This window comes from Desulfomicrobium baculatum DSM 4028 (genome assembly GCF_000023225.1).
Classification (GTDB): domain Bacteria; phylum Desulfobacterota; class Desulfovibrionia; order Desulfovibrionales; family Desulfomicrobiaceae; genus Desulfomicrobium; species Desulfomicrobium baculatum.
The window spans coordinates 1,640,324-1,663,985 of sequence record NC_013173.1 but is presented as its reverse complement, the minus strand read 5'-3'; the positions used below and the strand labels follow the sequence as shown (position 1 = coordinate 1,663,985).

Genomic DNA, 23,662 nt, shown 5'->3' with positions numbered 1-23,662 from the left:
TCAGAATTTCTGGGTCATCAGCACGGAGAAGAGGACCACGCAGGCGGCGGCCATTTGGAGCGGGTTCATGGTCTCGCCCAGGACGGCGAAGCCGCAGCCCACGGCCACCACCGGGATGAGGTTGATGTGCGCCGAAGCCGTGCTCGCGGGCATGCGCGTTATGGCCCAGTTGTAGAGGGAGAAAGCGCCAAGCGTCACGCCCGCGCCGAGGAAGACGAGGATCAGGACCAGTTGCAGGTCGAAGGTCCCCGCCGGAACTTCCATCAGATGGGCGATGCCGGGCGAAAAGAAGAGGCAGCCCGTGACGACCTGCATGACGGTCAGGGTCCAGGCGTCGTAGCGCCTGCCGAGGATGCGGATGAGGATCATGTTCGCGGCCGCGCAGACCATGGCCAGAAACTCCATGCTGTTGCCCAGGAGCGGGGACGGGGCGGACTCGGTGGCCTGTCCGCCGAGGGTCAGGACCGCGACGCCGGCCACGGAAAGAAGCAGCCCGGCGGTGATGCGCGTGCTCATGGGTTCTTTGAGGATCATCCAGGCGGCCACGGCGACCAGGAGCGGCACGGAGGCGGAGATGATCCCGGCCTGGGCCGAGGTGGTCAGCCCCAGGGCCGCGGATTCCAGCCAGAAGTACAGGCAGGGCTGAAAAATGACGGCGGCCAACAGCAGCTTCCAGTCGCCCTTGCGATACGCGGACAGGCTTACGGTCCGGTACAGCGGCAGGATGCAGGTTAGGGCGATGATCATGCGCAGCCACATCACGCTCAGCGGATGGAGGTCCTGAAGGGCGATGCGCATGGTCGAAAAGGACGCGCCCCAGAGCACCACCGCACCGAGCACGGCGAGCCTTGGCAGCAGGGCGACGGGGCTGGCGGCGGTGATGGAAAGGGATTCGGATTTCATGAAAGCTCCTTGAGTCGTACGCAAGATGAACCGGCCGGAGAGCTTCAGGGCAGAAGCGCATACTGGCCTGGCGTGGCTCCGGTGTAGAGTTTGAATGTGTTGCTGAAATGGGATTGATCGGAAAAGCCCGTGGCCTGCGCCACCTCCGACAGGACCATGCCGTGCCGGATCAGGGACCGGGCCCGCTCCACGCGCTGCTGGGTGCGGAAGACATGGGGCGGCACCCCTGTCTGGCGCTTGAAGGCGCGCAGCAGCTGATACTGGCTTATCCCGAGCATGGCGGCCATGGCCCGCAGGGTGATTTTTTGTTCCAGGTTCGAGCGCAGTATTTCTGTGGCCTGACGGACGAGCACAGGGGCGTGCTCCGGGGATTTGCTCTTCACTCCGCCGTGCGCGCCAAGAATATCCCCCAGTGTTCTGACCAGGGCCGATTCGCGGGCCAGTCCGTTGCTTGCGGCCAAGGCCTGCGCCAGTCCGTGCAGGGACATGACAAGATCAGGCCGGTCGCAGATCAGGGCCGTGAATTCCGGTGCCGTTCCCGGTCGCCGGCTCATGTCTTCGGCCATGTTCCGGACCAGGTCTGCATGCAGGTAGAACATGGTGTAGGATATGGTATCGTCCGAAATCGGCACGCCGGAGTGGACCTGGCCGGGATTGATCAGACACGCCTGTCCCTGTCGCACCGTGGCCTCGGAATGCGAGGGGCCGAGGCAGTAGCTTGCTCCCTGGCGCATGAGTCCGATGGCGTAGAGGTCGTCATGGAAATGGCGGGGAAAGACATGGCTGCTGCGCGCGACCTGGCTCATTTCGAGACCGGGCTGAACATGCAGGAAATTGATGGACGGACAGGGCATGGGCACGCTGATAGACCAGGGAGGGGGAGGCCGTCTTGGAAAAAATTGCGCTTTCCCCAGGTTTCTTCACGATGAGATCATGTCATCCGCGTAATTTTCGCCCATGACAGAATTTCAACCAACGCAGGAAAAAGCGCCCCGCACGCAATTTCTGCCCTCGGACTTGGCCTGATACAAGGATTCGTCGGCACGGCGCAGCAGCTCGGCAGGGCTCATGGCCTTGCACGGCATGCTCGCCGCCACGCCCATGCTGGCCGTGACCCTGCCCACGTCCGACAAGACGTGCGGCATGTCCATGTTTTCCACTTCACGCCGCAATCGCTCGGCGATTTCAAACGCCCCCGGCAAGGCCGTGTCCGGGAGGATCATGCAGAATTCCTCGCCTCCGTAGCGCGACACAAGGTCTCCCTGACGGCGGGCGCTGGACCTGAGCACCTCCGCCACGCGCCGAAGACAGTCGTCTCCCTGCTGGTGTCCGTAGTGATCGTTGTATTTCTTGAAGTGATCGATATCGAGCATGATGAGCGCCAGTGTCGATCCCGTTCGCGCGGACCGGGACCATTCCTCGGCCAAGGCCGCATCGAACCTGCGGCGGTTGGCGATGCCCGTGAGCCCGTCGGTCAGCGAGAGCTCGGACAGCCTGTGGTTCGCCTCTTCCAATTCCCTGGTGCGCTGGAGAATCTTGGCTTCAAGCTGTTCGTTCAAATGCACCAGCGCGTTCTGGGAAACCAGAAAGCGTGTCAGGTCGCGCGCCATGCCCCAGATGTGGGTGATCGTGCCGGCTTCGTCCTTCACAGGCACAAGCAGTGTCTCGAAAAGCCGCTGGCTGCCATTCAGGACCGGGCGCTGTTCAAAGGTCACGGCTTCGCCGCGGGCCATGCACTCGTGATATCCGGAAATGAGCTGATCACCCGCAAGGGCGTAACCGACAATGGAGCGCACCGTATTCCCGGGGACCTGCCTGGCGTCCAGACGGACCGCGGCATCGTTGGCCATCAGCAATTCATAGTCCTCGTCCACGGGCCTGCAGATCCAGAACGGATCGCTGGAATGCTTCCAGAGCTGCTCAAAGACGTGAACCAGCGCCTTTGTGTCGAAGGGTTGCGCGGAGTGATCTGATCCTGGAATAGTCATCTGTGCTCGTGTTCATTGAAAATGTGATGCGGGGCCGCTTCGCGGGCCAAAGCCGTGCGCTGCATCAATATCTTACGAAAAAGAGCCTCGCCTTGAAAGGAGAATCTGTGCGGCGCGGCTCTTGACCTGCGCACTCCAAGTTAATACTTGAACAACTATTCAAGCGTTGGTTTGATATCGCCACAATCTGCGTTCCAGAGGAGTCAAAATGAAGGATGTCTGCGAAGTACGCTGTATCCATGAAGAAAACGTGCAAAGGGCGCAGCGTGCCAGGACCGATGACGGCGTGCTGGACGAAGCCGCCGCGCTTCTGGGCGTGATCTCCGATCCGACGCGGCTCAAGATCATGGACGCCCTGCGCCTCGGAGAATTGTGCGTCTGCGACCTGGCGGCGGTGCTTTCCATGTCCGTTTCGGCCATATCCCATCAGTTGCGGCTGTTGCGAACGGCCCGGCTGGTGCGCGGCAGGCGGGCGGGCAAGGTGATTTTCTACACGATTCACGACGGGCATGTCGAAAAACTCATCGATATGGCCCTTGATCACTGCAGACAGAGGTGCGGGGAATGAACGAATTGTTGCAAGCATGCTGGGATATTCTGGTCGATTCATCGTTCTGGATGCTGTTTGGCTTCTTCATGGCCGGACTCCTGCGCGCGTTCGTGCCCTCCGATCTGGTGGCCAGGCACCTGGGCAAGAACCAGTCCGGAAACATTTTCAAGGCGGCGCTCTTCGGGGTGCCGCTGCCCCTGTGCAGCTGCGGGGTCATTCCGGCTGCGGCAGGGCTTCGGCGGCAGGGCGCGGGCAAGGGGGCGACGGCCTCGTTTCTCATTTCCACTCCCGAGACCGGCGTCGATTCCATAGCCGTGAGCTGGGCGCTTCTTGACCCTCTCATGACCGTGCTGCGGCCCCTTTCCGCCTTTTTGACGGCCATGGTCACGGGATTCTTCATCGACGCGGCGGACAAGGACAGCACACAGGAACCAGCGCCGCCGCAAACCCTTGCGCCGTCGGGCGCAGGGCAGGGCTGCGCATCCGGGTGCTGTTCCTGCCAAGGCGAGGCGCCTGCGCCCTCCGTCTGGAAACGCTTTCTCGACGGCCAGCGCTTCGCCTTCGACGATCTGCTGGCGGACATCGCGCCCTGGTTCGGCCTTGGAATCCTGCTGGCCGGGATCATCACGCTCTATCTCCCGGATGACCTGGGCCAGACGCTGCCGGGCGGAGGATTCACCTCCATGCTGGCCATGCTCGTCGTGGCCCTGCCCATGTACGTCTGCGCCACGGCCAGCACGCCCATAGCCGCGGCCCTGGCTATGAAGGGCTTTTCTCCCGGAGCGCTGCTGGTGTTCCTGCTGGCCGGACCGGCCACCAACGCGGCCACCATGGTCATGGTCGGCAGGTTGCTGGGCAGGAAATCCGCCTTCATCTACGTGGGGTCCATCATCGTCGTCACCCTTGTCTGCGCCGTGGCGGCCGACGCCCTTTACCTGTGGCTCGGATTCGAAGTGCACGGCTGGCTCGAGAATTCCGGTGCCGAAGAGGGCGGGTTGCTTGCGATCCTGGCAGCCCTCATTATGCTTGCGGTGCTGCTGCGTTCGGTCCTGCAGCTGGCCGTCCGCCGTTTCAGGCTGCTGCGGTCATGAAAAAAAATAGTCGCGCAGCCTGGTTCGTACTCGTCCGCTGAATCGCAGGTCTAAAAAAATCCCCCGGTCGCTTCGGGCGCCCGGGGGATTCATCAGTCAGGCTCTAGGCAACGCCTATTTCTTCAATCTGCCGATGCAGGCCAGCCCATCCTCTTCCAAAGCCACCAGATCATTGTAGACCTCGCGCTTGCGCACGAGCACGTGCTTGTCGCCCTCGACCATGATTTCGGCGGCGCGTGCTCTGGAATTGTACTGCGAGGACATGACGAACCCATAGGCCCCGGCCGAGAAGGCGGCCAGCAGGTCTCCCTGGGCGACCTTGGGGAAGGTGCGGTTCTTGGCCAGAAAATCTCCGGACTCGCAGATGGGGCCGACCACATCGGCGGTCATCTCCTCGCCGTTTCCTTCACGCACCGAAGCGATGCGATGGTAGGAGCCATAGAGGGAAGGGCGAACCAGATCGTTCATGGCCGCGTCGACAATGACGAACGTCTTGTCCTCGTTGGTCTTGGTGTACTGCACTTCGGTCACCAGGATGCCGGTGTTTCCGGCGATGACCCGTCCGGGCTCAAGGATGAGGGTCACATCCAGCCCCTTCAGGGATTCAATGAGGGCCTTGCCAAGTTCCTCGGGATGCGGCGGGGCTTCCTCGTTGTAGGTGATCCCGAGGCCACCGCCCAGATCCATATACTTGATCTTGATGCCCATCTGCACCAGCTGGCCATGAAATTCTTTCAGCTTTTCCAGTGCTTCCATAAAGGGAGAAAGCTGGGTCAGCTGGGAGCCGATATGACAATCCATGCCGATGGGTTCGACATTGGGCAGGCTCTGGGCCAGGGCGTAGGCTTTCAGGGCGTCGGCCCGGGACAGTCCGAACTTGTTCTCCTTGAGGCCGGTCGAGACATAGGGGTGGGTCTTGGGGTCCACGTCGGGGTTGATGCGCAGGCTGACCCGCGCGACCTTGTCCACGCCGCCGGCCACGTCGTTGATGCGTTCAAGTTCCTGCACGGACTCCACATTGAACATGAGTATGTCGGCAAAGAGGGCTTCCTGGATCTCCACGGTCTTCTTGCCCACTCCCGAATAGACGATTTTTTTCGGGTCCACCCCGGCTCTGAGCGCCCGGAAAAGCTCGCCGCCGGAGACGATGTCCGTACCGGCTCCTTCCTGGGCCAGAATCTTGAGGAAGCTCAGGTTGGAGTTGGCCTTGACCGAGTAGCAGGTCAGGTGGTCGATGCCGTCGAAAGCGGAGTCAAAGGCCTTGTAGTGGCGCTTCAAGGTCGTCGCGGAATAGATGTAGAGCGGTGTGCCGTATTCGTAGACCAGATCGGCCACGGCTATGTCCTCGGCGTGAAGTTGACCGTTCTTGTATTGGAAATGATGCATATGTGTTCTCCTTTCGGGATTAAGGGGCGCTAGGGGTGAGCGTGATGATTTCCGAAAACGCGGGCGCGATGATCTGGTGCGTGTTGTCCGCCTTCAGACGAACGCGCAGGGTCTGGCCCGGCAACGGCTCGCAGATGGTGAAGATATAGCTGTTCTCCTGGCGGTACACCTCGGAACTGAAGGGGTAGTACTTGCGCACGAAGGACGGGGTGAACGGGCAGGTGGGACAGCCGTCCTGCTCGATCTCGACCATGAAATATTCGAGATTGACGAGTCGTCCGCCCAGCTTGGCATTGATCAGCACGCAGCCCTCTTCCATGCGGACTTCCATGTGGTTGATCTGGATCATCTCTTCACTGACGATGGGCTGCGGCCATTCCTTTTTGCCGCAGGCGGCGAGCATGAGAACAAGAAACAGGAAAAGAATACGTTTCATGACAATCCTGCCATTGCTTTCCACTGGTGGAGCAGGGTCAGTGCGTCCAGGGGGGAAAGCTCGTTGACGTTGAGTTTTTTCAGGGCCTGAAGAACCTCGTGCTCCTCGGGCTGCTTGTGCGAGACCGGCGCCTTGGTCAGACCGGGCAGGGAGACCTGGCGGCTGATAAAGTCATTGCGTTTGGCTCCGCCGGGAGCGTGACGCTCCAGCACCGCCAGAATTTCCTTGGCCCGGGTCACGACCGAAGCCGGGACCCCTGCCAGCCGGGCCACCTCGATGCCGTAGCTGCGGTCTGCCGGTCCGGGCACCATGCGGCGCAGAAAGACGATGTCGCCCTTCCATTCCTTGATGGCGATATTGTAATTGCGCACCCCGGGCAAGCGGTCTTCGAGCACGGTCAGCTCGTGGTAATGGGTCGCGAAAAGGGTGCGGATTCCGCCCTGGCGTCTGACCAGTTCTTCGGCCACGGCCCAGGCCAGGGAGAGGCCGTCGAAGGTGCTTGTGCCCCGTCCGATTTCGTCCAGAATGACCAGCGAGCGTTTGCCTGCCTGGCGCAGGATGCGGGCCGTCTCCGTCATTTCGACCATGAAGGTCGATTGGCCCATGGCCAGGTTGTCCGATGCGCCGACGCGTGAAAAAATGCGGTCGCAGAGTCCAAGCCGGGCCTTGGCGGCGGGAACGAACCCTCCCATCTGGGCCAGGATGCAGATGAGCGCCACTTGCCTGAGCACCGTCGACTTGCCTGCCATGTTCGGGCCGGTGATGAGCAGTACCCGGCCGGAGTCGTCCAGGGTCAGGTCGTTGGGAATGTAGCCCGAGCGACCCTGCACCGCCTCGACCACGGGATGGCGTCCGCCCTTGATGGCGATTTCCAGCCCGTCATGCAGCTCGGGCCTGCTCCATTCCCATTTGCGCGCGGCATGGGCGAGCCCCTGAGCAAAATCAAGCTCGGCCAGGATTGTGGCCATATGCATGAAGCGGGCGCGATGCCCGGCCACTTCCTCGCGCAGGGCCAGAAAGAGCTGGTACTCGCGGGTTTTGCGTTGATCCGAGGCGCTGAGAAGTTTTTCTTCAAGGATTTTCAGTTCTTCAGTGATATAGCGTTCGGCGTTGACCAGGGTCTGGCGGCGGATGAAGTGGGCCGGTGGTTCGGCCGCGACTGCCCGGCTCAATTCGAAATAATAGCCGAAGACCTTGGTGTACCCGAGCTTGAGCTTGGGAATATTGCAGGCCGCGCGCTCTCGGTCGAGCATGCCCGCGAGCGCCGCCTCGCCGTGGTCGGTCAGATCCATGAGTTCGTCGAGGGCGGCGTCGTAGCCGGGCCTGAAGAGCCCCCCCTCGGTGATGACCGGCGGCAGGGAATCGGCCAGCGCGCGGGTCAGGAGGCCGTGCACATCATCCAGATTGTCCCAGTCGCGCAGCAATGCGGCAAGCCTCGGCGGCGGGGACTCAAGTTCAAGGAGGGCCTGCCGCAGGCGCGGCAGAACGCCCATCGACGCCTTGAGGGCCGCGAAATCCTTGGGCGTCGAGCGGTTGACGACAATGCGCGTGCACAGTCGTTCCAGATCGTAGACCGTGTCCAGCGACCGGCGCAGATCCTCGCGGATGCCATCGCCGTCGTGCAGATAGGCGACCAGTTCCTGCACGGGCAGGATGCTCCCGAGGTCCTTGAAGGGCTGGTGCATCCGGGTCTCCAGCAGCCTGCCGCCCATGGGGGTCTGGGTCTGATCCAGGACCTGCCACAGGGTGCCGCGCCCCTTTCTTCCGTCCATGGTCCTGAAGAGTTCCAGATTGCGCTCCGTGACCTCGTCCAGGAGCAGGGTGGCGGAGAGGTCCAGGGGAATGAAAGGTGAGAGGTGGCCAAGGTCGCGCTTCTGGGTCAGCTCCAGGTAGGTCAGGAGCGCTCCGCAACAGCGGATCAGGGCCGGCTTGTCGTCCAGGTCGAGGGTCTGCAGGTTGGGGACGGCCTGGGCGCGCAGGAGCTTGTCCCGGGCGCCGCGCTCGTCGAAATAGGATTTCTGCGGATAGCGCGAGAGCCTGGCCTGCCATTGCTCGAAGCCCTTGGGCAGGGCCTGGGTCTCGGTCAGGAGCAGCTCGCGCGGGTCCATTTTGACCAGCCATTGCCACAGCACGGACTCGCTTTTGGTCTGAATGCCGGACCAGACGCCGGTGGAGAAATCGACCCAGGCCAGACCGCCGCCGAGGTCGGCATCCCAGTACAGGGCTCCCAGAAAATTGTGACCCTTGGCGTCGAGGTTGATATCCTCCACCACGGTGCCCGGGGTCAGCACCCGCGTCACCTCGCGCTTGACCAGCCCCTTGGCCTGCTTCGGGTCCTCGACCTGATCGCACAGGGCCACCTTGTAGCCCTTATCCAGCAACTGGCGAAGGTATTCGTCGATGGCGTGATGCGGCATTCCGCACATGGGTACGGGATTCTCCGCGCCGGGGTTGCGGCTGGTCAGGGTGATCTGCAGCTCCCGGGCCGCGATCTGGGCGTCCTCGAAGAAGAGTTCGAAAAAATCTCCCATGCGAAAGAAGACCAGGGTGCCTGGATATTCTTCCTTGACCCGCAGGTACTGCTCCATCATGGGCGTGACCTTGACTGTGCTCATGACGCCTCGTCGCTCAAGAGCTGGCGGATGGTTATGGAGTGCCAGGACATGCATTTGGGACAGCAGAAGAAGATCTGCCCGCGTTTCAGACCGCAGCGGCCGCAGACAAAGCGTTTCGCCTCGCGTGCGCGGCGCAGCAGAAATTCAAGTTGCAATTCAAAGACCGCGGTCATCTGCTGTTCGGGCAGGGACATGGTCAGAAGCTCCAGGCGGGCGGGCCAGAAGGCGGGGCTCATGAGCAGGGTTTTCTCCTGCCAGGTCTTGGCTTCCTCGATGCGGCCATGGGCGCGCAGCAGGCATCCGGCATAATGCAGCGGGGCCAGCTCGGGCGGATGCCTGTCGATGACGGTCAGCAAGGCGTCCAGATATGCCGCCGGCAGGATGGCTTTCACGGGCGCGCCCGAATCCTCGAAATCAAGCAGGGGGTCGAGCAGTACGAAGCCCAGATGCGTGCCGACCGAACCAAGGCCCTGGTCGAGCAGAGAGAGGACATCATCCCAGGATTCCCGGCTGATCTGGAACATGATTCCTTCAAGCCATGCCTCGGGGGAGGCGGGATAGATTTCCCTGGCCTCCGCCAGCAGCCCCTGATCCGTGACCTCGGTTCCGGTTGTGGCGGCACGGACCAGATAGTGGGCGGCTTGCAGATCATGCCCCATTTTCCGGTATTGGCGGCTGGCGGCCAGAAAATCGCCGCCTTTGGCATGCAGGAGAGCCAGTTCCAGTTCCAGCGCGGGATTGTCGCCGCCGATGTCGCGGCATTTCCGCAAGGCCTCATGGGCGCGGTCGAGAATGCCGGCCCGGGAGTAGTCGCGCCCGAGTTCAAAATAGATGCGGGCCTGATCCTCGCGGTTCAGGTCCGCGCGGTGCAAAAGGGAGCTGCGCATCTGAATGGCCCGGTCAAGCTCCCCGCGCATGCGGTAGAGGTTGCCGAGAGCCGAACAGATCTCCACCGCGCCCTGATGGTTGCGCATGGCACGAGACAGGTCGTCGATGGCGGCCAGGGCGTCCTGAGCCGGATTGGGCGGCACAGGAGAGAAAAGGTCGGCGTGGTCGTCGCGCATTCCCAGGAGGGATCGTAGCCATTGCATGTGTTTGCTCCTAGGTCAGATGCCTGGCGTACCACTCGCCGGCCTTGGCCAGGCCTTCGCGCACGTCATAGGCGGGGTCGTAGCCGAGCAGTCTGCGGCTTTTGGAAATATCGGCCAGGGAGTGCCGGACGTCCCCGGCCCGGAAATCCCGGTGCGAGGGCAACGCTTCCGCGCAGGCCGGCATGAATTTGGCGGCCTCGTCGCGGATGAGATAAAACAGCTCGCCAAGGGTGGTGCGCTGACCAAAGGCGACATTGAACACGCTCCCGGCAACGTCCGGACCCGTGGCGCATGCTGCCAGGATGTTGGCCTGCACGCAATTGTCGATGAAGCAGAAATCGCGGCTTGTTTCACCGTCGCCGTTGATCCAGACAGTCTCGCCGCGCAAGAGGCCCGCGAACCATTTGGGGATGACCGCCGCATAGGCGCCCTCGGGATCCTGGCGTTTTCCGAAGACATTGAAATAGCGCAGCCCCACGCTGTCCAGGCCATAGGTTTTGAGGAAGACCTCGGCATACAGCTCATTCACGTACTTGGTCACGGCGTAGGGAGACAAGGGCTTGCCGATGGTGTCCTCGACCTTGGGCAAGCCGGGGTGATCGCCGTAGGTGGAACTTGAGGCCGCGTACACGAAGCGCCTGACCGTGCTGTCCTTGGCGGCGACCAGCATGTTCAGAAAGCCGGTCACGTTGTTGGCGTTGGTCAGCAGAGGATCGACAATGGAGCGGGGCACCGAGCCAAGCGCGGCCTGGTGCAGGACGTAGGTTGCGCCCTTGCAGGCCTCCATGCAGGTGGGCAGGTCCCGGATGTCGCCTTCGATGAAGCGGAAACGGGCCCACTGCTCGGGGGTCACGCTGCCTTGGACTTCGTCCAGGTTGTGCCTGTGGCCGGTGGAAAAATTATCGAGACCCGTGACCTCGTGATCATGGCACAGCAGGGTTTCCAGCAGGTTCGAGCCGATGAATCCGGCAACGCCGGTGACGAGCCAGCGTTGTTTGGATTCCAGAAGAGGGAGTATTTTTTTATGCATGAGGTACTCGATATAAGGAAAAAAATTGCGTCCCGAAGGGGTGATCCTTGGGACGCACTACAGCAGGGTGGACGACGGATCGTTCCGGATGCTTCAGTTCTGGATGTTGTCGGTGGATTCCGTGGTGGTGTACTCATCCATGGTCTTGGGACGCAGGGATGCTACTTCGCGCTCCAGGGCATCCACTTCCTTCTTGTACTGGCGGCACTGCTTGGACAGGCGGATTCTTTCCAGGAAGAAGTAGAAGGTGCAGAGCAGGGAACCGATCACGAAAGCCATGAGGATGATCAGATAGAAGGGCACCGCCTCGGTCTGGTAATGCCAGCCGAAGACTTTGAGTTCCAGCGCCAGTTCCTGGATCAGGATCTCATGGTTCTGAACAAAGAAAAGCATGGAGAAAAAGAAAAGGGCTACCAGGCCCAACACCTTGAGATATCGCATCCGTATCACCTCTACCGTTGAAGGTTGTTGAAAAAGGGCTTCAAGCGCTTGTACGTCTCGCGCAGATGCTCAGGCAGAACGCTCGTTTCCGACATGACGGCCATGAAGGAGTGATCTCCGTTCCAGCGCGGCACAAGGTGCACATGAAGATGTTCCCTGATCCCGGCGCCGGCGGCCTCGCCTATATTTACGCCGATATTGATTCCGTGGGGATTGAAAGCCTGCTCTAAGATAAAAGAGCACTTTTGTACATAGTCCATGATCTCATGACTTTCCCTCGCGTCGAGTTCGGTGATGTTGCTGACGTGCCGATACGGGGTGACCATGAGATGCCCGCTGGAGTAGGGGAAGATGTTCATGATGACAAAACAGTTCTCGGCGCGGTGCAACACGAAGCGTTTCTCATCGCCGTCCGTGGACTCGGGCAGACAGAAGACGCACGAGTCGGGTTTGGGACCGAGAATGTAGTTGATGCGCCAGGGCGCGTGCAGTGTTTTCATGTCTACAGGATCTGGCTCAGGAATTTCTGGGTGCGCGGATGCTCGGGGCTGGTGAAGAAATGCTCCGGAGTGCCCGTCTCGACGATCTGGCCGTGATCCATGAAGATGACGCGGTCCGCCACTTCGCGGGCGAATCCCATCTCGTGGGTGACGACGACCATGGTCATGCCTTCCTTGGCCAGGGTGACCATGACGTCGAGCACCTCGCCGATCATCTCCGGGTCCAGGGCAGAGGTCGGCTCATCGAAGAGCATGATCTTGGGGTTCATGGCCAGCGCCCGGGCAATGGCCACGCGCTGCTGCTGTCCACCGGAGAGCATGGCCGGAAAAACCTCCGCCTTCTCCCGGATACCGACCTTGTCCAGCAGGCTGAGGGCCCGTTTCTTGGCCTCAAGCTCCGGCACGTTTTTCAGCTTCATGGGTGCCATGGTCAGGTTGCCGAGCACCGTCTTGTGCGGAAAAAGGTTGAAACTCTGGAAGACCATGCCCAGTTCCTGGCGGATCAGGTTGATATTGTTGTCTTTGGCGTTGATATCCTGCCCGTCGACCACGATGCTTCCGCTGTCGATGGTTTCCAGGCGGTTGATGGAACGCAGCAGGGTGGATTTTCCCGATCCGCTGGGACCGATGATGACCACTTTCTCGCCGGAATTGATGGACAGGCTGACGTCGTTTAATGCCTGCAACTGTCCAAAGAACTTGTAGACGTTCTTGATTTCGATGATGGGCCTAGTCCCGTTCATAATAATTCAACCTCTGCTCCATTTTACTGACGGCCTTGGACAAGAAGAGCGTGATGACCAGATAAACCAGGGCCACCATGGTGTATGCCTCGAAATACATGAAGGATTCGCTGGCGAATTCCCGGCCTCGGCGCAAGAGGTCCGACACGGCCAGGATGGAGACCAGGGAACTGTCTTTCAGGAGGGCGATGAATTCGTTGCCCACCGGTGGCAGGATGGTCCGCCAGGCCTGGGGCAGGATCACGTACATCATGGTCTGGGCGCGGCTGAACCCAAGGGATCTGGCCGCCTCGGCCTGGCCTTTGTCGATGGAATCGATGCCGGCCCTGAATACTTCGCCCATGTAGGCGCCATAACAGATGCCCATGGCGGTCACTGCCGCGGCCATGGGAGGCAGATCCTTGAAAAATTCGAGGCGTCCGAGAGCGTAGTAGATGTAAAAAAGCTGCACCAGAAGCGGGATGCCGCGAATGACTTCGACATAGGTCGAAGCGATCAGATTCAGGACTTTGTTGCGGGACAGGCGGCCAAGGCCTGTTATGAGTCCGAGCACCAGGGAGAGCATGATGGACAGGATCGTGACCTGGAAGGTGACCACGACGCCGTCGGGAAGAAATTGCAGAATCCGCCAGTATGGTTCGGGCCTGGTCACGCACAGATAGGTAATGATGCCGATGGCGCCGAAAAAAGTGAGCCACCAGGCGTTGAAGAGGCCGGAATCCTTTTTGAGCGGGATGGCCGCGCCGTCGCCGATGTCGATCTTGACAGCTTTTTTGGAAAATTTTGGGTTCATGACTGGCCTTGTCGAGTCGCTGGAAAGAAAAGGAAAACCGGGGCGTTAGCCCCGGTTTATGACATTATTTGGGTCCGAACCATTTGGCGTAGATCTTGTCGTACTCGCCGTTGGCCTTGATGGCGGCCAGGGCGGAGTTGATCAGTTCCACGGTCTCCTTGTTGCCCTTGTTCACGGCAAAGCCCAGGTACTCGGGGGCTTCGGGGGCGATGAGGAAGGCCAGGGTCAGCTTCTGGGAATACTGCTCGTGCTGCAGGGCGTAGTTGGAGGCGACGGCGTCGTCGGCGATGACGGCGTCGATGCGACCATTATAAAGGTCTTCCACGGCCAGGCCGATCTCGTCGTAGGATTTGGCGGTGGCGCCTTCGATCTTCTTGCAGACGAAATAGCCGGTGGTGCCCATCTGGGAGGCCACGGTCTTGCCGGCCAGGTCGGCCACGGAACTGATGGCCGCGCCCTTGGGCACGATGACGCCCTGCTTCACTTCAAAATAGGGGTCGGAAAAATCCATGCTCTGTTTGCGTTCTTCGGTGATGGAGACCGAAGAGGCGATGGCGTCGTACTTGCCGGAGGCAAGACCTGCGAAGATGCCGTCCCAGGCGGTGTTCTTGAGGATGGGGTTGAATCCGCCGGCCTTGCCCATGGCCATGACGACCTCGGGACCAAAGCCCACGATGTTCTTGTCGGCGTCAATCATTTCCATTGGCGGATAGGTGGCATCCACCGCAAAGACGACATCCTTGGCCAGGGCATTTGAGGCCATGAGAAAAAGAGCCAGCAAAACTAGTGCAATCCGTGTACGCATACGTCCTCCAGAGCTGGTAAAATGATGATTTTCCGAAAATTTGTCCGACAGACCAAAATGACACAAAATCATTAAAGAATTGCCATGGTTTGGTCAAGAAACGGCTTTGGGTGCGCGTCTTTGGCCTTGCAGCGATCCCGCCATGCGCTTGGCGTATTTGAGCTGTTCTTCCCTGGTCCGCACTTCCGCGTTCAGAACGGCCCGTTTCACCGCCCGCAGGATATTCGCAAACTGCGGCCCCGGTTCCAGGCCCATTTCCTTGATATCAGAGCCTGTAACGAGGATGCCCACATCCTGCAAATGCGTCAGGTAGTGGGAGATGGCTTTCTTTAGTTCCAGCTTGCGCTGCTTGGCCATGGTATAGAGCAGTCCTTCCAGAGACAAGGGGGAGAGGATCTCGTACAGATCGGCCAACGACCCCTCGTTCTTCCCCCATTGCGCCAGCTGCATGGCTACATAGCGCAACTGGCGGCGGGTGGATTCCACCAGGTCCGTCCTCTTGGGCGGGAACTTCAGGCGCGAGGTCAGGGCCTGGACCTGATGCGTGTCGAAGCCCGAGACCAGCCCGAGAAAATAGACGATCCAGATGTCCGGGGATTCCTCGCGGAACAGCAGCTTGTACCAGGTGATGATCTTCTCGATCTCCTCCAGCAGGGCTTCTTTTGTCTGCGGGAAATGGAGCAGGGGATGGATCTCCTGCAAAAGTCCCAGGTCGCGCATGCGGATCAGCGCGTCAAGGGGCGCGCTGTCTTCGGCCAAAAGGCGCAGCTCGTGCCGGATGCGCGCCCCGGAGAGCTTCTGAAAGATGTTCAGGCGCACCGCGTTTTTGATGAGCCGCTCGGTCTGCGAGCCGATCTTGAACTGGAAACGCTGCTCGAAACGGATGGCGCGGATGATGCGCGTCGGGTCTTCCACGAAAGACAGGGAATGCAGGACGCGGATGACGCCGTCTTTCAAATCCTGCTGCCCGCCGAAAAAATCCACCAGCCGCCCGAAGTGGGGCGGGCAGAGGTGGATGGCCAGGGTGTTGATGGAAAAATCGCGGCGGTACAGGTCCATCTTCAGCGACGAGAGTTCGACGATGGGCAGGGCGGCCGGGTACTCGTAGTACTCCAGTCGGGCGGTGGCCACGTCGATCTTCTGGCCGCTGGGCAGGATGAGCACCGCGGTGCGGAATTTGAGGTGCGAGCGCACCCGCGCCGCGAGCTTGTGGCCAAGATTCTGGGCGAACACGATCCCGTCGCCTTCGACCACCAGGTCGATGTCGTCGTTGGGGATGCCCAGCAGCATATCGCGCACGAACCCGCCCACGGCATAGACCTCCACGCCAAGCTCCTGCCCGGTCTGCCCTGCCAGCTGAAGCAGGGAAACAATGTCTTTAGGTAGCCGCTCAAGGAGTATCTGGCGGATGTTCTTTTCCTGGCGCTTGTCCGAAAGCAGGGACTCGGGGATGCGGGCCGGTTCCTGAATCATGAGATTGATGAGGTCCGTGCGCGTGATGACCCCGACCAATTCCTGTTCGCGCAGCACCGGGACCAGACGCTGGCGATGCCCCAGAATGATCTCCATGACCTGATAGAGGTCCTGGGCCTCGGTCACGAAAAGAAAATCCTCCAGCATGTACTCCGTGACCCGTTCCTCTCCCAGACCATGTCCGACGGCTTTTTCGGCCACGCTGTTCTCGATGATGCCGCAGACCTGGTCTGCGTATTCGACCACGGGCAGGGCTTTGAGCCCATAGCGGACCATCACTTCCGCCGCCTGGGCCACGCTCTGCGTTGCCTTGATGCGCACCACGGGCGAGGACATGAAATCCTTGACCACCATCTGGGGGTTGATGAGCGAGTAGAGCAGAGCAAAAAGCTCATCCTTTACCTGAGAAATAGTGCGGTCCTTGATGGACGCCGACGCGGCATAGGCATGGCCTCCGCCGCCGAAAGACGAACAGACCACGCCCACATCCACTTCCTGAACCTTGCTGCGGGCCACGAGCTGGATGCGGTCGCCCATGTGGCCGACGGCAAAAAGCACGCGGATGTTTTCCATGTCCATGAGTTTGTGCGTCAGCAAGGCGAAATCGCCGACATAGGCATCAAGCACGACCTCGGCGATGACGATGTCGACGCCGTTTATGGTGTGGGTGGTGGCGGAATCGATGAGTTCCGACAGGATGGCGACCTGCTCCGTGGACAGTTCGCGGCTCATGATGTCGCGGATGACGTCGAGATCCATGCCCATGGTCCGCAGCCAGGCCGCGGCCTTGAAATCGTGTTCGGTGGTGGATTTGAAGGTGAATCCGCCCGTGTCCTCGAAGATGCCAAGACCCATGATGGTCGCTTCGTCGGGGCTGACGGTCAGGGATTTTTCGCGGAGCTTTTCAACGATGATGGACGTGGTCGCGCCCCATGGCTGATAGATGTCGAGACTCGCTTCAAGAGCGTCATCGGTGGCCGGGTGGTGATCATAGAGATGAATGGACAGATCCGGCAAAGCCAGCAGGGGCTCGACGTGGGTGAGCCTGGAGCGTTGCCGTGTATCCACGACCACCAAAAGCCGCACCGCCTGCAGGTCAATGTCTTTCAAGCTTTTGAAATTGAAGAGATACATGGCGCTCTGGATGAAATAATCCTTGAGCGAGCTTTCCTGGGTGCCGGGGAAGACCAGGGCGGCGTCCGGATAGAGCTTGCTGACCGCGATCATGGCGGCCAGGGCGTCGAAATCCGCATTGGCGTGGCAGGTGATGACCGTTTTAAAAGAAGTGGGCTGGGTCATGGCTTAGGACCGGGGGTGAAATTTGCGGTGCAGGGCGACCATGCGGGCCGATTGCACATGGGTGTAGATTTCCGTGGCCATGATGTCGCTGTGACCGAGCAGGATCTGCACGGTGCGCAGATCGGCCCCGCCTTCCAGCAGGTGCGTGGCGAACGAGTGGCGCAGAGTGTGCGGCGAGACCGGACGCGTGATGCCGGCCTCCAGCGCGTAGCGGCGCAGCAGCTTCCAGACGCCCTGTCGGGACAGGCCAAGGCCGGAGCGATTGAGAAATACGGTGTCGGTCTTGGGGCCGAACAGGGGGCGCCACTGGCGCAGGAACGAGAGCATGAAGCTGACCGCGGAGTCGTGCAGAGGCACGTATCGCTCCTTGCTGCCCTTGCCCAGCACGCGCAAAAGCCCGGCCTGGGGATCAAAGTCGGGTGCGGTCAGGGAGACCAGTTCGGACACGCGCAGTCCGCAGGCGTAGAGGAGTTCGAGCATGGTCCGGTCGCGAAAACCCAGCGGGGTGTTCAAGGCGGGGCGGTCCAAGAGGGCGGTGACCTCATCCCGGGACAGGACTTCCGGCAGTTTGCGGACCAGTTTGGGGCTGTCCAGCAGAGCGGCGGGGCTGGAGGCGAGGTGGCGTTCCTGCACCAGAAATTCGAAAAAACCGCGTAAACTTGAGATGTTGCGGGCCATGGACGTGTTTTTCAGACCCTTGCGCCGCAGATGCACCATATAAAGGAAGAGGGTGTGTTCATCGATCTGATGCAGGCTGCCGCCAAGTTCCGACAAAAAATCCCGGAAAAAAAGCAGATCCGAACCATAGGCCTCGACGGTTTTTTCGGCCAATCCGCGAATGACGGTCAGATGCTGGAGATAGGCGTCGATTTCTTCGTGCATTCCCGGCAAGGTACATCTGCCCCCTTGCCTGCACAAGCTGAAAAAGGTAGCTTTTTCAACCAATGCCCAAACCAAGCGCCTCTCAGGCATATCTCAGTCTGGGGTCCAATATCGGAGACCCCGTGGCCAATGTGAAGCAGGCCATCAAAGCCCTGGACAGCGCCCCCGGCCTTGAGGTGGACGCCGTGTCCCCGATTTTCCGGACGGAGCCGCAGGGGGTGCGTGACCAGGACTGGTTCGCCAACTGCGTGGTACGTCTGAATGTTCGTGCTTCGTATTCCCCCGAAGAGCTGCTTGGCGTCCTGGCAGGAATTGAGACACAGATGGGCCGGGTCCGCGCGAAGCGTTGGGGACCACGGGTCATAGATATCGACATCCTCCTTTACGGAGACATGCAGTGGAATTCGCCCACGCTTCAAATCCCTCATCCACGCATGACCGAGAGGGCTTTTGTGCTCGTCCCGCTCATGCATCTGGCTCCGGATATCCGCATCCGGGACTTTTATCCATCACAGTGGCTGTCCCGGCTTCCGTATCGCCTTGAAGGAGATCGGATCTTGCAGGCCACCAACGTTATTTCCGAGGTGAACAATGCTTAAATTTGTCATTCTGGCTGCAGTCTGCTTCATCCTTTACAAACTGGTGACCAATGACAAGAAAAAGAAGGTCGAGGTCAAACACAAGCAGGAAGAGAAACTGGCCAAGGAAGGAGTGCTGGTAAAGGACCCTGTCTGCGGGACCTACGTTTCCAAGGATTCGGACATCAGAATCAAGGAAGGGGAAGAGGTGCGCTGTTTCTGCAGTTACGAATGCCGGGACAAATATCTGAAAATGATCGATTAGAAGGAGGACGCTATGCAATTCTTCATCGATACGGCGAACTTGACCGAGATCAAGGCCGCCATGGAAATGGGACTCGTGGACGGGGTGACCACCAACCCTTCGCTCATGAGCAAGGAAGCGGATGACTGGCGCGACATCGCCGGCACAATCTGCAAGCTGGTCCCGGGGCCGGTCAGTCTTGAGGTTATCGCGCTCGATACCGAAGGCATGGTGCGTGAAGCCAAGGATCTGGTGCAGTTCGGGCCCAATGTCGTGGTCAAGGTGCCCATGACGGCAGAAGGGCTCAAAGCCGTGCGCATCTTGAAATCCATGGACATCGAGACCAACGTGACCCTGATTTTCTCCGCCGCCCAGGCCTTGCTTGCGGCCAAGGCGGGGGCGGCCTACGTCAGCCCGTTCTTGGGTCGGCTCGACGATGTCGGTCAGGACGGCATGGAGTTGGTGCACCAGATTATGGGCATCTTCGGCAATTACGGATTCACCACGCAGATCATCGCGGCCAGCATACGCAGCCCTTTGCACGTGCTCGACGCAGCCATGGCCGGAGCCCACATCGCCACGGTCCCGTACAAGATCCTGACCCAGCTTATCGACCATCCCTTGACCGACAAGGGCATTGCCGCGTTTCTCAAGGATTGGGAGAAGAAAGGCAAATAACGACACCTGCACGCAGTGAAGCAAAAAAGCCCGTGGCCAATGCCTCGGGCTTTTTTGCTTGTGGGACGTTGCTGAATTCCCCGCAGGCGGAAAATGACAGTCTCAACACCGTGCCGTGGCGTTTAGTGCCGCGCAGGATAATGGGATGGACCCGTCCCATTATTCTGCGTTGGGCATGACGAATGCGCCTGTCGAACGAAGCGATTTGAACACAGAACGGAAGCGATCAAAATCAACCCGGCACATTCGATTGCGAGAGGGGTCCGGCGTTTTTGGCCACATTTTTACCCGTTTTTTTTGACACATAATGAAAATTATGTTAACTTTAAAAAAACCAAGGTTGAGCAATGTCGCGGCATTGCCTATGTCGCTTCTCTTTTGTTATGATCCACATCGGTGCATGGCAAAAAACGACCGCTGTTTTGTGACCATCCGCTGATCCTGTGCAACTGAATCAGCTGTCTGAAATGAATCTGCAACCTGAGGTCTACCCATGAAATGCTGCGTCCGGTTCCTTTTGATTGCCTTGACGGTGTTGTTTGTCGGCGTGCCTGCCTGGGCCGAGACCCAGGACAATTCAACTCCCGGCATCGCCAGGCCCGTGCAGGAACAACAACCCAAGACCATACCTGCGGCCGGTATTCCCCAGGAGGACTCGCCCGGCAAGTTTCCTCTCGACATTCAAAGCAGAGGTTCCGATCAAAGTGGCACCCTGCTTTCGTACAAGCTCAAAGAAGAGGTCATCGCCAGCAGGCTGTTTGAACTGAAAGTTTCGGACAAAAAGAAATTTGTCCTGCATGTACTCACCCAGGCCGAATTTCCCGATCGCCCCGGCATCGCCTCTCAGTATTCTATTGTTCTTGTATATCAAGAAGATGCAGGTACGTTGGCCTATTATTTAAACCATTATCAGGGGCAGGTTCATACCGAGGGGGTTGCAGCGGAGATGCAGAAAATTCTGGAATGGACGTACACGAATCTCAAGCGATATCATTATCTTCTTGAGGAATGACGCTCATCTTCCGAACGAAAAAAGGTTCCCGGACTTGGCCGTTTCGTGCCGACTGCCGCAGAAAGACAATGGTCGTCCGGGACAACTCGTATCCTTCCGGCACCATGACGACTTCTACGCCGTCACGAATACCGATCACAGCCCTGGCCAGAACCATGCCCGGCTGCAGGCCGTCCAGGCTGAGTTCGACTTCGTCTTGATCGAGATCGAGCAGCACCGCTTCAAAGGCCTTGACCAAAGTTTGTGAATACAGGCTGTTGCGTCGCATCCTGGCCAGGATTTCGGCATTTTCGAGCTGCGCGTAGCCGGCCAGGCGATATTCCAGGACCATGGCCAGAAGGGTCGCTTCCATGGAGATGGCCGGCCGCTCCGCAGGTTCCGCGGATTCGGGCAGCAAACACAGATGCAGGGCGTTGGCATATTCACGCAGAACATTCGCAACCTCTTGCAATTGCGGCAGGTGCCGAACCCATTCCACCGCGTGTTCCGGGTGTCTTGCGAAAATCAGGAGTTCATCGTCCGTGAGCGTTTGCCCACGGACGATTTTTTCCAGTACAGTCGGCGGCAGGACGATAAGCCCTATGATGGAAAGCAGGATCGCGGTCTCGGTGATTGTCGGCATCGGATTTTGAGCTTTTTGCCCAAGGCTGCGCAGCAAAGGCAGCAGCGGACTGATCACTCCGCGAACGTCGCCGCGCAGCCAGCACACAAGCTCATGCACGGCCTTGGCGAAGATGGCGTGAACCTCGTGCATGTTGCCGGCCGAAGTCGAGATGCGCTTGTAGTGATCGACGCCTTCCTGCACGGCCGCGCCGAGCGTGGCTTCCTCGCAGGATGCGGGCAGCACGTGATGGATCTTGCCCGAATTGATCGCTCTCATCAGGCTCGCAACGTCCATGGGCGAACGGCTCACGAGCACGCGGGTCGTCTCCGGGCAAAGCGTGCGGACCTCGGCCAGAAAATCGATACCGTCCATCTCCGGCATGGAAAATTCGGCCAGGACCAGCGCATACGGCCCCTCTTCCCTGATTCGCTGCAAGCCGAGGCGGGGTCCCAGGGCGATGTGGGTCTCGAAACTCTTGCGCAGCTTGCGCTGCATGGCCGTCAGGGACTTGCCGTCTGAATCCACGATTAAAATGGAACTCATGAGTTCACCTCTTTGCTGGGCTTTCTGTCCGAAACCACCGGGCAGGCCGGGGGCCGTGCGTTGCTGCCCTTGACCCGGCTCACTCCGGAACTGACCATTTCCCGGACCTGATGCATGAAGACGCCGTAGGCATAGCCGCCCTGCTCCATTTCTTTGAGCCGTTTTTCCCACTCGCCGGTCAGTTCGGGAGACGCCACCTGTGGAATCATGGAGCAGACCACGTCCACCGCCCAGCAGCCGAGATCCGTGGCCACGAGACGCTTGCCGTCCTTGCCGATATACTTCCTGGCGAGCAGGGTTTCAATGATCTGGGCGCGGGTGGCCGGGGTGCCGAGGCCGCGCTCTTTCATGGCGTCCCGGAGCTCTTCGTCATCGATCAGCTTGCCCGCCGTCTCCATGGCCGCCAGCAGCGTGGCATCGGTGAAATGCGCCGGGGGCTTGGTCTTGTGCGCGACCAGATCAAGGCTCTGCGCCGTGACGGCCGCGCCCTTGCGCAGGTTCGGCAGGGGGTTGTCCTCGGACGCGCGCCAGGGCTCGGCCTCAAGCCAGCCCTTGTCCTGGAATATCTTGCCCGTGGCCCGGTAGCGATGCCCTTCCACCCCGATCCACAGCGTTGAGCTGGCAAAGGTGGCGTCATCCATGAAGGCCGCCGCGAAACGCCTGCAGATCATTTCATAGATGGCCCACTCCTCTTTGCCCAGCGTCGCCGGATTGGCGCGCAGGGTTGTGGGGATGATGGCGTGGTGATCCGAGACCTTCTTGTCGTTGACGCATTCGAATTTCTTCTTTGCGTCCTTGATGTTGGCTGCGGCCGACTGCGAAATTTCGGGAAAATGGGCGTAGACCGCGCGCATGTTCTCCAGGCATTCGGCGAAAAGCTCTTTGGTCAGATACCTGGAATCCGTTCGCGGATAGGTGATGAGCTTTCTTTTTTCGTAGAGGTCCTGGGCGATGGAGAGCGTCTGCTGGGCCGAAAAACCAAGCCGCGAGTTGGCTTCTTTCTGCAGATTGGTCAGGTCGAAGAGCAGGGGCGGTTTTTGTCTGCCCTTCTTCTTTTCCATTTCAAGAACCGCCCCATCCTTTCCGGCGCAGGCCTGGACCACGGTCTGCCCTTCCTCCACCTGCCAGATCTTGGAGTCCTTGAAATCCGGAGCCGCGAACCAGGTCGCCTTGAACGTCTCACCCTCGTGCGCGAACTCGCCTTCCACGGTCCAGTAATCCCGAGGCAGGAAGTTTTCAATCTCGCGCCTGCGTTCAACCAGTAGTTTGAGAACCGGCGTCTGCACCCGCCCGACAGTGATCAGGCTGCCCGCGCGCAAGGTGAAGAGACGGGAGAAATTCATGCCCACCAGCCAGTCGGCCTCGGCTCGGGCAAAGGCGGCGTGCCCCAGATTTCTTTTTTCCTCTCCGCTGACCATGCCGGCGAAAGCCTTTTGCAGACCTTTTTCGGTCATGTCGTTGGCCCAGAGGCGTTTTATCGGCTTGGTGCTTCCGGCCAGCAGGTAGATACGGCGAAAGATGAGTTCCCCCTCCCGGCCCGCGTCCGTGGCGTTAACGACGGAATCGATATCGTCGTCGAGCAGGAAATTGCGGATAATTTCGTACTGCTTGGCCGTGGACGGAAGAATTCCCAGGGTGAAACGCGAAGGCAGCATGGGCAATTGGCGCATGGACCAGCGGCCGGACCATGCCGGGTTCTGTTCGGCCGGTTCGGCGATGTTGACCAGATGCCCAACGGCCCAGGTGACTATGTGTCCCGGACCTTGCAGAAAGCCGTCCCCGCGTCCCTTGACGCCAAGGACACCTGCCAGCTCGCGGGCCACGGAGGGCTTTTCGGCTATGATCAGCGTTCTGGGCACATGAACCTCTTTACCCGCAACAGACGAGCAATCCTGTGTAGCTTCGTAATCGCAGCAGGATTTTCATCGAGAAAAAATCCCTGCGCACGCGAATGCGCAGGGATTTGAAGGGCTGTGC

At 59.8% G+C, this 23,662-nt stretch carries 23 protein-coding genes; 6 read left to right on the top strand and 17 right to left on the bottom strand.

Annotated features, from left to right (window positions below; translation table 11 throughout):
* From DBAC_RS07390 to DBAC_RS17840, 3 genes are all read right to left on the bottom strand, one after another.
* Nucleotides 1–903 carry a DMT family transporter gene (locus tag DBAC_RS07390; protein WP_015773661.1) on the bottom strand — a complete coding sequence of 301 codons (903 nt, stop codon included), beginning with the start codon at nucleotides 901–903 and terminating at the stop codon, nucleotides 1–3.
* Between the two features lie 44 nt (nucleotides 904–947).
* Entirely contained in the window at nucleotides 948–1,757 is an 810-nt protein-coding gene (locus tag DBAC_RS07385) for an AraC family transcriptional regulator (RefSeq protein ID WP_015773660.1), read from the bottom strand.
* Between the two features lie 114 nt (nucleotides 1,758–1,871).
* The gene (locus tag DBAC_RS17840) at nucleotides 1,872–2,891 is read right to left on the bottom strand and encodes a GGDEF domain-containing protein (RefSeq protein WP_015773659.1); all 1,020 of its coding nucleotides are present in this window, start codon (nucleotides 2,889–2,891) and stop codon (nucleotides 1,872–1,874) included.
* A gap of 208 nt (nucleotides 2,892–3,099) precedes the next feature.
* Here DBAC_RS17840 and DBAC_RS07375 point away from each other — a divergent pair, with 208 nt between their 5' ends.
* Nucleotides 3,100–3,459, top strand: coding sequence for an ArsR/SmtB family transcription factor (locus DBAC_RS07375; RefSeq protein ID WP_015773658.1), 360 nt, complete (start codon nucleotides 3,100–3,102; stop codon nucleotides 3,457–3,459).
* Nucleotides 3,456–4,532 carry an SO_0444 family Cu/Zn efflux transporter gene (locus tag DBAC_RS07370; protein ID WP_015773657.1) on the top strand — a complete coding sequence of 359 codons (1,077 nt, stop codon included), beginning with the start codon at nucleotides 3,456–3,458 and terminating at the stop codon, nucleotides 4,530–4,532. The genes DBAC_RS07375 and DBAC_RS07370 overlap by 4 nt, the downstream gene beginning before the upstream one ends.
* 114 nt (nucleotides 4,533–4,646) lie before the next feature.
* Here the strand turns inward: DBAC_RS07370 and lysA are convergent, their stop codons facing one another.
* The 12 genes from lysA to xerD all read right to left on the bottom strand — a co-directional run bounded on the left by lysA (nucleotide 4,647) and on the right by xerD (nucleotide 18,026).
* A complete protein-coding gene (gene lysA, locus DBAC_RS07365) occupies nucleotides 4,647–5,918 on the bottom strand; it encodes a diaminopimelate decarboxylase (protein ID WP_015773656.1) in 1,272 nt (423 codons plus the stop codon).
* Between the two features lie 19 nt (nucleotides 5,919–5,937).
* Nucleotides 5,938–6,354 (bottom strand): hypothetical protein, encoded by a 417-nt coding sequence (locus tag DBAC_RS07360; protein WP_015773655.1) that lies wholly within the window; start codon nucleotides 6,352–6,354, stop codon nucleotides 5,938–5,940.
* Nucleotides 6,351–8,969, bottom strand: a complete 2,619-nt coding sequence (gene mutS / locus DBAC_RS07355; protein WP_015773654.1) for a DNA mismatch repair protein MutS — start codon at nucleotides 8,967–8,969, stop codon at nucleotides 6,351–6,353. The genes DBAC_RS07360 and mutS overlap by 4 nt, the downstream gene beginning before the upstream one ends.
* Nucleotides 8,966–10,060 carry a tetratricopeptide repeat protein gene (locus tag DBAC_RS07350; RefSeq protein WP_015773653.1) on the bottom strand — a complete coding sequence of 365 codons (1,095 nt, stop codon included), beginning with the start codon at nucleotides 10,058–10,060 and terminating at the stop codon, nucleotides 8,966–8,968. Before DBAC_RS07350 ends, mutS begins: the two co-directional genes overlap by 4 nt.
* 10 nt (nucleotides 10,061–10,070) lie before the next feature.
* Nucleotides 10,071–11,090 (bottom strand): SDR family oxidoreductase, encoded by a 1,020-nt coding sequence (locus tag DBAC_RS07345; protein ID WP_015773652.1) that lies wholly within the window; start codon nucleotides 11,088–11,090, stop codon nucleotides 10,071–10,073.
* A gap of 93 nt (nucleotides 11,091–11,183) precedes the next feature.
* On the bottom strand, nucleotides 11,184–11,531 hold the full coding sequence (locus DBAC_RS07340) for a LapA family protein (protein ID WP_015773651.1): 348 nt from the start codon (nucleotides 11,529–11,531) through the stop codon (nucleotides 11,184–11,186).
* 11 nt (nucleotides 11,532–11,542) lie between these two features.
* Nucleotides 11,543–12,031 (bottom strand): HIT family protein, encoded by a 489-nt coding sequence (locus DBAC_RS07335; RefSeq protein WP_015773650.1) that lies wholly within the window; start codon nucleotides 12,029–12,031, stop codon nucleotides 11,543–11,545.
* 2 nt (nucleotides 12,032–12,033) lie between these two features.
* Nucleotides 12,034–12,774, bottom strand: a complete 741-nt coding sequence (locus tag DBAC_RS07330) for an amino acid ABC transporter ATP-binding protein (RefSeq protein ID WP_015773649.1) — start codon at nucleotides 12,772–12,774, stop codon at nucleotides 12,034–12,036.
* Nucleotides 12,761–13,567, bottom strand: coding sequence for an amino acid ABC transporter permease (locus DBAC_RS07325; RefSeq protein ID WP_015773648.1), 807 nt, complete (start codon nucleotides 13,565–13,567; stop codon nucleotides 12,761–12,763). The genes DBAC_RS07330 and DBAC_RS07325 overlap by 14 nt, the downstream gene beginning before the upstream one ends.
* Nucleotides 13,568–13,631: 64 nt before the next feature.
* The gene (locus tag DBAC_RS07320) at nucleotides 13,632–14,372 is read right to left on the bottom strand and encodes a basic amino acid ABC transporter substrate-binding protein (protein ID WP_015773647.1); all 741 of its coding nucleotides are present in this window, start codon (nucleotides 14,370–14,372) and stop codon (nucleotides 13,632–13,634) included.
* Nucleotides 14,373–14,465: 93 nt separating this feature from the next.
* Nucleotides 14,466–17,144 (bottom strand): CBS domain-containing protein, encoded by a 2,679-nt coding sequence (locus DBAC_RS07315; protein WP_015773646.1) that lies wholly within the window; start codon nucleotides 17,142–17,144, stop codon nucleotides 14,466–14,468.
* A gap of 3 nt (nucleotides 17,145–17,147) precedes the next feature.
* Nucleotides 17,148–18,026, bottom strand: coding sequence for a site-specific tyrosine recombinase XerD (xerD, locus tag DBAC_RS07310; RefSeq protein WP_015773645.1), 879 nt, complete (start codon nucleotides 18,024–18,026; stop codon nucleotides 17,148–17,150).
* A 62-nt stretch (nucleotides 18,027–18,088) separates the two neighbouring features.
* Between xerD and folK the strand changes: the two genes are divergently transcribed.
* From folK to DBAC_RS17835, 4 genes are all read left to right on the top strand, one after another.
* A complete protein-coding gene (gene folK, locus DBAC_RS07305) occupies nucleotides 18,089–18,625 on the top strand; it encodes a 2-amino-4-hydroxy-6-hydroxymethyldihydropteridine diphosphokinase (protein WP_015773644.1) in 537 nt (178 codons plus the stop codon).
* Nucleotides 18,618–18,869 carry a TRASH domain-containing protein gene (locus tag DBAC_RS07300; RefSeq protein WP_015773643.1) on the top strand — a complete coding sequence of 84 codons (252 nt, stop codon included), beginning with the start codon at nucleotides 18,618–18,620 and terminating at the stop codon, nucleotides 18,867–18,869. The genes folK and DBAC_RS07300 overlap by 8 nt, the downstream gene beginning before the upstream one ends.
* Before the next feature lie 12 nt (nucleotides 18,870–18,881).
* Nucleotides 18,882–19,526 carry a fructose-6-phosphate aldolase gene (gene fsa, locus DBAC_RS07295; RefSeq protein WP_015773642.1) on the top strand — a complete coding sequence of 215 codons (645 nt, stop codon included), beginning with the start codon at nucleotides 18,882–18,884 and terminating at the stop codon, nucleotides 19,524–19,526.
* Nucleotides 19,527–20,019: 493 nt separating this feature from the next.
* On the top strand, nucleotides 20,020–20,538 hold the full coding sequence (locus DBAC_RS17835; RefSeq protein WP_015773641.1) for a hypothetical protein: 519 nt from the start codon (nucleotides 20,020–20,022) through the stop codon (nucleotides 20,536–20,538).
* On the opposite strand, the gene DBAC_RS07285 is transcribed toward DBAC_RS17835, so the two are convergent.
* Together DBAC_RS07285 and DBAC_RS07280 are read right to left on the bottom strand one after the other, a co-directional pair.
* The gene (locus tag DBAC_RS07285; protein WP_015773640.1) at nucleotides 20,507–21,685 is read right to left on the bottom strand and encodes an HD domain-containing phosphohydrolase; all 1,179 of its coding nucleotides are present in this window, start codon (nucleotides 21,683–21,685) and stop codon (nucleotides 20,507–20,509) included. The genes DBAC_RS17835 and DBAC_RS07285 overlap by 32 nt on opposite strands.
* Nucleotides 21,682–23,544: a DNA topoisomerase 3 gene (locus tag DBAC_RS07280; protein ID WP_015773639.1), complete on the bottom strand. Its 1,863-nt coding sequence runs from the start codon at nucleotides 23,542–23,544 to the stop codon at nucleotides 21,682–21,684. The genes DBAC_RS07285 and DBAC_RS07280 overlap by 4 nt, the downstream gene beginning before the upstream one ends.
* Nucleotides 23,545–23,662 lie beyond the last annotated feature (118 nt).

Coding starts and splice junctions, on each gene's coding strand:
- DBAC_RS07375 (WP_015773658.1), top strand. CDS start 3,100: ATGAAGGATGTCTGCGAAGTACGCTGTATCCATGAAGAAAACGTGCAA.
- DBAC_RS07385 (WP_015773660.1), bottom strand. CDS start 1,757: ATGCCCTGTCCGTCCATCAATTTCCTGCATGTTCAGCCCGGTCTCGAA.
- DBAC_RS07330 (WP_015773649.1), bottom strand. CDS start 12,774: ATGAACGGGACTAGGCCCATCATCGAAATCAAGAACGTCTACAAGTTC.
- DBAC_RS17840 (WP_015773659.1), bottom strand. CDS start 2,891: ATGACTATTCCAGGATCAGATCACTCCGCGCAACCCTTCGACACAAAG.
- DBAC_RS07390 (WP_015773661.1), bottom strand. CDS start 903: ATGAAATCCGAATCCCTTTCCATCACCGCCGCCAGCCCCGTCGCCCTG.
- DBAC_RS07345 (WP_015773652.1), bottom strand. CDS start 11,090: ATGCATAAAAAAATACTCCCTCTTCTGGAATCCAAACAACGCTGGCTC.
- DBAC_RS17835 (WP_015773641.1), top strand. CDS start 20,020: ATGAAATGCTGCGTCCGGTTCCTTTTGATTGCCTTGACGGTGTTGTTT.
- DBAC_RS07350 (WP_015773653.1), bottom strand. CDS start 10,060: ATGCAATGGCTACGATCCCTCCTGGGAATGCGCGACGACCACGCCGAC.
- mutS (WP_015773654.1), bottom strand. CDS start 8,969: ATGAGCACAGTCAAGGTCACGCCCATGATGGAGCAGTACCTGCGGGTC.
- DBAC_RS07340 (WP_015773651.1), bottom strand. CDS start 11,531: ATGCGATATCTCAAGGTGTTGGGCCTGGTAGCCCTTTTCTTTTTCTCC.
- DBAC_RS07370 (WP_015773657.1), top strand. CDS start 3,456: ATGAACGAATTGTTGCAAGCATGCTGGGATATTCTGGTCGATTCATCG.
- fsa (WP_015773642.1), top strand. CDS start 18,882: ATGCAATTCTTCATCGATACGGCGAACTTGACCGAGATCAAGGCCGCC.
- DBAC_RS07335 (WP_015773650.1), bottom strand. CDS start 12,031: ATGAAAACACTGCACGCGCCCTGGCGCATCAACTACATTCTCGGTCCC.
- DBAC_RS07360 (WP_015773655.1), bottom strand. CDS start 6,354: ATGAAACGTATTCTTTTCCTGTTTCTTGTTCTCATGCTCGCCGCCTGC.
- DBAC_RS07315 (WP_015773646.1), bottom strand. CDS start 17,144: ATGACCCAGCCCACTTCTTTTAAAACGGTCATCACCTGCCACGCCAAT.
- lysA (WP_015773656.1), bottom strand. CDS start 5,918: ATGCATCATTTCCAATACAAGAACGGTCAACTTCACGCCGAGGACATA.
- DBAC_RS07320 (WP_015773647.1), bottom strand. CDS start 14,372: ATGCGTACACGGATTGCACTAGTTTTGCTGGCTCTTTTTCTCATGGCC.
- folK (WP_015773644.1), top strand. CDS start 18,089: ATGCCCAAACCAAGCGCCTCTCAGGCATATCTCAGTCTGGGGTCCAAT.
- xerD (WP_015773645.1), bottom strand. CDS start 18,026: ATGCACGAAGAAATCGACGCCTATCTCCAGCATCTGACCGTCATTCGC.
- DBAC_RS07325 (WP_015773648.1), bottom strand. CDS start 13,567: ATGAACCCAAAATTTTCCAAAAAAGCTGTCAAGATCGACATCGGCGAC.
- DBAC_RS07285 (WP_015773640.1), bottom strand. CDS start 21,685: ATGAGTTCCATTTTAATCGTGGATTCAGACGGCAAGTCCCTGACGGCC.
- DBAC_RS07300 (WP_015773643.1), top strand. CDS start 18,618: ATGCTTAAATTTGTCATTCTGGCTGCAGTCTGCTTCATCCTTTACAAA.